Raw genomic sequence first — 5,307 nt, 5'->3', positions numbered from 1 at the left:
GATGAATTCGACGTTATTGAGTGTTTTGAACAACCAGGTCGAAGTTTGCGTCTTGGCGAAATTACTAAGCGGCAAATGGAATTTTACGAAATGATGGGAATTGCTTTGCCCACCTTGTTATAATTGCGGTGGGAATCCAGGTTATTTACTGCGATTTGTTTTTTATGTCTTTACAAGAAAACTGTATCATGTTAATATTACGTTAATGGAAATAATCCGCTGATGCAAAGGAATGAATGCAATGAAGGCTATGCCCAGCAAAGGAAATCCCTTTTCCGCACTGCGTTACCCCAATTTTCGCTTATTTTGGTCCGGCAGAGCCATCAGTCTGATCGGTTCCTGGATCCAGCGCGCCAGTCAATCCTGGCTGGTTCTGCAAATGACCAATTCTCCCTTAAAACTTGGTTTGGTCAATGCGGCCCAGTTTTTACCTTTTATTTTTCTTTCACTCTACGCCGGCGTTTTGATTGATCGTGTCTCCAAACGCACTGTCATCCTCTGGACGCAGATCGGTTTGACCATTCAGGCACTGATTTTAGCGCTTCTGGTCTATACGCACACAGTACAATATTGGCATATTCTCTGCCTGGCATTGCTGCAGGGAATCTGCACTTCTTTTGATAATCCCGCCCGACAGTCAATGATCAGCGATATCGTCCCCCGTGAAGAGGTGCTGAACGCTGTCTCTCTGAATTCTGCCATTGTCAATGGCGCCCGCATCGTCGGACCGGCGATTGGCGGCTTGACCATGGATTTTTTTGGCGCCGCTCTCTCCTTTCTGCTCAATGCGATCAGTTTTCTCTTTGTCATCGCAGCTTTGCTGATGATGAAAATGCCCGTCCAAGCTGCAAATAACAAACCCCAAAATACGCTGGGAGCTATTAAAGAAGGTCTCAGTTACGCCATTCAAACACCAACCATCCGCAACGTGCTTGGCATGGTCAGCCTGACCAGTATGTTTGCTTTAAATCTCAACGTGCTGGTTCCGGTCTTTGCCAGTCAGGTCCTGCACATGAGTGCCACCGGTTATGGCATCCTGATGTCTTCTATGGGTGCCGGCGCAGTACTGGGAGCGATAGCGCTGGCTTCCTTGTCTTATCACGGACCGCAAACCATGTTTATTTACTTGGGCGCCTCATTGGTTTGCCTTTTAGAAATGACCATGCTTCTACCCCAAACTTTTATCACAGCTTCAATTGTGATGTTTTTTATCGGCTTAACCCAAATCACCTACAGCGCCACCTGCAATTCTACTTTACAGCTGACGGCACCCGATCATCTGCGCGGTCGGGTGATGTCACTCTATTCCATGCTCAACGGCGGCGTCACTCCTTTTGGCAATACCATTGCCGGGGCAATTACCGAATTCGCCGGAGCAGGCTTCGGTTTCTTCTTCTGCGGTTTCTGTGGTTTACTTTGTTCCGTGTTTTTATACAGCCAGCAGCGCAAACATGCCAACGATCTGCCGATGGGAAAAGATGATTAAAACAAATTTCAACCTGGATAGTGCCTGAAGGATTGCCGTCATCGACTCAAAAAGAGCAGATCCTTACGTCAATACGGATCCGCTCTTTTTGCGCTGTCATCGCTTCGCTCGCTTGTCTCACTCACTTTCTAGCCAGCCAATCGGGCAATAATAGATGCTGCCGCCTAAATAAGCTTTCTTTCTCAGTGTCCCGCCGCAGAGCGGACAAGGTTCGGCGAGGCAATTTTTTTGACAACTTGCCGTTATAATCGCTATATTGACTGAAAATATCTCACACACCGTGACATAAAAAGGTGTTGCCATCTGCCAAACATCAGCTCGAGCTGATGTTTGGCAGGGAGTTTTTCACCTGCTGCAAGATCCTGCAGGATGGCAAAATCGTTCGGCGCCAAACACAGCTGACCTGACTGCGGTTCCACCCTACCGCTGAAGGACCCCCCCTGTCCGGTGTCAGCCAAACATTAAAACGGTCTAATCTTCTGCACTGCCAGAACAGCAGGCGGATTCATAAGGCGATTGATTCACCATCACCCGATTCACCGTTCTCCCGGTCAATACTGCATTGATTTGTTGAGGACCGTCACCGCTTCCGGTAATTCATACATCGCATAAACCCTCCTTTTCTATATTTACCAGACGATCCTGCGATACTGTTCGGCATCGGTATCCCCTTCGGTACTGAATACCAACACACGCGAGGCTGCGTCGAGACCCAAACGGCTGCGCCAGACAGCATTACGCGGATGCAGCAAGAGCTGCATGGCGAAAGCAAACCCGGCGGCACCGCTTTCACCCGAAATCACCCGATGATCCCCGCAAAGAGGATTTCCCAGAATTCGCATCCCCTCGGCGGCTGCCGCATCGCTAATAGAAGCAAACCAATCTGCTCCCGACTGCAAAATCGGCCAGGCCAGCGGATTCGGTTCTCCACAGGCAAGCCCTGCCATGATTGTCTTGAGATCACCGTCAACAAAGTGCAAAGCGCCGTCATCCGCTTTGACCGTCCGATAGAGACAAGCGGCTGCGTCTGCTTCCACAACCGTACAGACCGGCTGCGCTTCAGCGCAAACCTGACGAAAAAAGCCGATCATTGCCGCAGCCAAAGATCCAACCCCCGCCTGAATGAAAATATGGCTGGGCAGACTCCCGTTTAGCTGCTGTAAAGCTTCCAATGCCATCGTCGTATAACCCTGCATTATCCAGCAAGGAATCTGTTCATAACCTGGCCAGGCGGTGTCCTGCACCACTACCCAGCCGTTTTGATCCGCCTTCCGCTTTGCCAACCGAACCGCCTGATCATAATTCAGCTCAGTGATTTCCGCTTTGGCTCCTGTTTCGCGTATTCGCTGCAAACGCTCCTGCGAACTGCCTTTCGGCAGATACACGACCGCAGCCTGACCCAATTGCGCTGCCGTCCAGGCAACACCGCGGCCGTGATTGCCATCGGTCGCTGTAACAAAAGTGATCTCTCCCAATTGCTGTCGTACAGTCTCTGATATCAGTTCTTCATAACACAGCTCTTGCACCTGTCGGTGCAGACGCTCTGCCAGATAGCTTCCAATCGCAAAACTGCCGCCTAAGACTTTAAAGGCATTCAAACCAAAGCGATAAGATTCATCTTTCAGCCAGATTTCCGCAACCCCGCAATGCTTTGCCAGCGATGACAGCCGAAGCAGTGGGGTTGGCTGGTAGTGAGGAAAACTGCTGTGAAAGCGCTGCGCTGTGCCGGCAGCCTCTAAATTCAACCAGTCGGGCTGCTGCTGCCTGCTGTTGCTTTGCCGATTCGCGATACATCGAAATTTATTCATCGGATCCCCCCTATTTGCTCATTTTCTATCCGGCTTATTGCCAGAAAATCGGCTTAATCCCGGCGATTTTATTAAAATTTCGCTCTGTCTAAGGCCAAACCCTTTCCATGGCGGAGAATTTTATCCTTTTTGCAGTCCGCCGCCATTCTGGATTTCTATTGCCTGTTATGTTATACTTTTCCATAAGCCGATCAATACCAGCAATGAACGAAAACACGATGAACCTATCCGATAAAAAGAAGGCAGGTATTTTCCAATGCATGAATTAACCCAACTGATTTATGATGATATGAAACCGGCTTTGGGTGTCACCGAGCCAGGTGCCATCGCCTTTGCCGCCGCCTTGGCCCGCAGTTATACACACGGGAAGATTGAGAAAATCGAGCTCAGTCTCAATTCCGGCATCTATAAGAATGCCTTCACCTGCGGAATTCCCAACACCAGCGAAGTAGGCAACCTCTATGCGGCGGCCTTGGGTGCTGCTGTTAACCAACCTGACAAAGGTTTGCAGCTCTTAGGTGAAATCAGCGCAGCCGACCGCCAAACAGCCGATCAACTCCTCTTGGAAAAACGCGTCAGCGCTACAGTCAGCGGCATCAGTTCCGAAATTTATATCTCCGCGACTGTGATTACCGCCAATGACCACTGTCGCGTGATCATCCGCGACAAACATACCAATGTCTGTGCAATTCTAGTCAATGATCAGTTTATTCAGTCTGCGGCTTATCCAAACACCCTGCTCCTACAACCGAATTCGGGATTTCATCCGCCGCAAAACGCTGCGTTTCTTTCTGATCAGGAGCTTCCTCTGCCGCAAATTGCTGTTCTTCCTACCGGTCAGGATGAAGTTCTTATCCATCGTTACAGCCTGCAAGAACTGCTTTCTTATATTGAAACGGTAAAAAGAGAAGAAATTGCTTTCCTTGAAAAGGCTTATCTGATGAATGAACAGCTGTTTCTGACCGGACTGCATTCCGAGCGCTCGACCTTCAGCCCACAGCTATTCCATCAGAACAAAGATAAAATCTTCTCAGAAGACGAGTTAGCTACCGCACAATTGCTTTGCAACGCAGCCATTGAAGCCAGAGTGATCGGATTGGAAAAACCGGCTATGAGCATTACCGGCAGCGGCGCTCATGGCATCATCGCCACCATGCCGCTTTATGCTGTCCAAAAAATCAATCATTACTCACAGGACAATTTACTGCGCGCTACCGCATTGAGTTATTTAATCACCATGTATATCAAAGAATATTCCGGCCGACTGTCCGCTTTCTGCGGCTGTGGAATTGCTGCCGGCACCGGGATGGCTTGTGCTGTCGCCTGGCTGAAAGGAGCAAACTCTGAGCAAATTGAAAAAGTCATCTGCAATATGGCTTGCGGCATTACCGGTATGATCTGTGACGGCGGTAATCAAGGATGTACCATGAAAGGAATCGTCGCGGTCGATGCCGCTTTCCGTGCAGTTGAATTTGCTCTGCATGATGTTTCTGTTGCCCCGCAGCATGGCATCAATGGTTTGACACCGGAAGACACCATGCGCAATATGGGCTTGATCGCCTCCCCCGGCATGATCGCAACCGAAAAGACAATCATAGAAATCATGGAAAGTAAAATAAAGTAGAATGCTCATCAGCCTCCCCGCTCAGAACGCCGGCGGTGTCCTGCAGGCGGCATTGAGCGCCAGCTAGCCGCCATAAGGATGCCGCCGGTGTTCGTAAACCACCTCTCCTACACTCATTCACCTCTGTCTCCCCGTCACTTTCTGCGAACAAACAAAAGAATACACCCATAGCCTCCCCGCTCAGAACGCCGGTGGTGTCCTGCAGGCGGCATTGTGCGCCAGCTAGCCGCCATAAGGATGCCGCCGGCGTTCGTTTGCAAGCCTGAAATTCATATCCCCGTCTCCCCGTTTCCCTTCGCGTACATGCAAAAAGAAAGCACCCATGCTTAGACATGAGCGCTTTCTTTCGTTTGTTTTGCCCGGCAGTTACCTACTCTCCCGGAAGGTTG

Annotated in this window: 3 protein-coding genes; 2 read left to right on the top strand and 1 reads right to left on the bottom strand. The window is 49.9% G+C overall.

Going from position 1 to position 5,307, the window contains the following annotated elements; translation table 11 throughout:
* Positions 1-241: 241 nt before the first annotated feature.
* Positions 242-1,486 (top strand): MFS transporter, encoded by a 1,245-nt coding sequence (locus LLG09_07490; protein ID MCE5196954.1) that lies wholly within the window; start codon positions 242-244, stop codon positions 1,484-1,486.
* Positions 1,487-2,115: 629 nt separating this feature from the next.
* On the opposite strand, the gene dpaL is transcribed toward LLG09_07490, so the two are convergent.
* The gene (dpaL, locus tag LLG09_07485; protein ID MCE5196953.1) at positions 2,116-3,294 is read right to left on the bottom strand and encodes a diaminopropionate ammonia-lyase; all 1,179 of its coding nucleotides are present in this window, start codon (positions 3,292-3,294) and stop codon (positions 2,116-2,118) included.
* A gap of 256 nt (positions 3,295-3,550) precedes the next feature.
* On the opposite strand from dpaL, the gene LLG09_07480 reads away from it, so the two are divergent.
* Positions 3,551-4,918: an L-serine ammonia-lyase, iron-sulfur-dependent, subunit alpha gene (locus LLG09_07480; protein MCE5196952.1), complete on the top strand. Its 1,368-nt coding sequence runs from the start codon at positions 3,551-3,553 to the stop codon at positions 4,916-4,918.
* Positions 4,919-5,307 lie beyond the last annotated feature (389 nt).

Source organism: Negativicutes bacterium (genome assembly GCA_021372785.1).
Classification (GTDB): Bacteria; Bacillota; JAAYKD01; order JAAYKD01; family JAAYKD01; genus JAJFTT01.
This window is presented reverse-complemented; position numbering and strand designations above follow the sequence as displayed.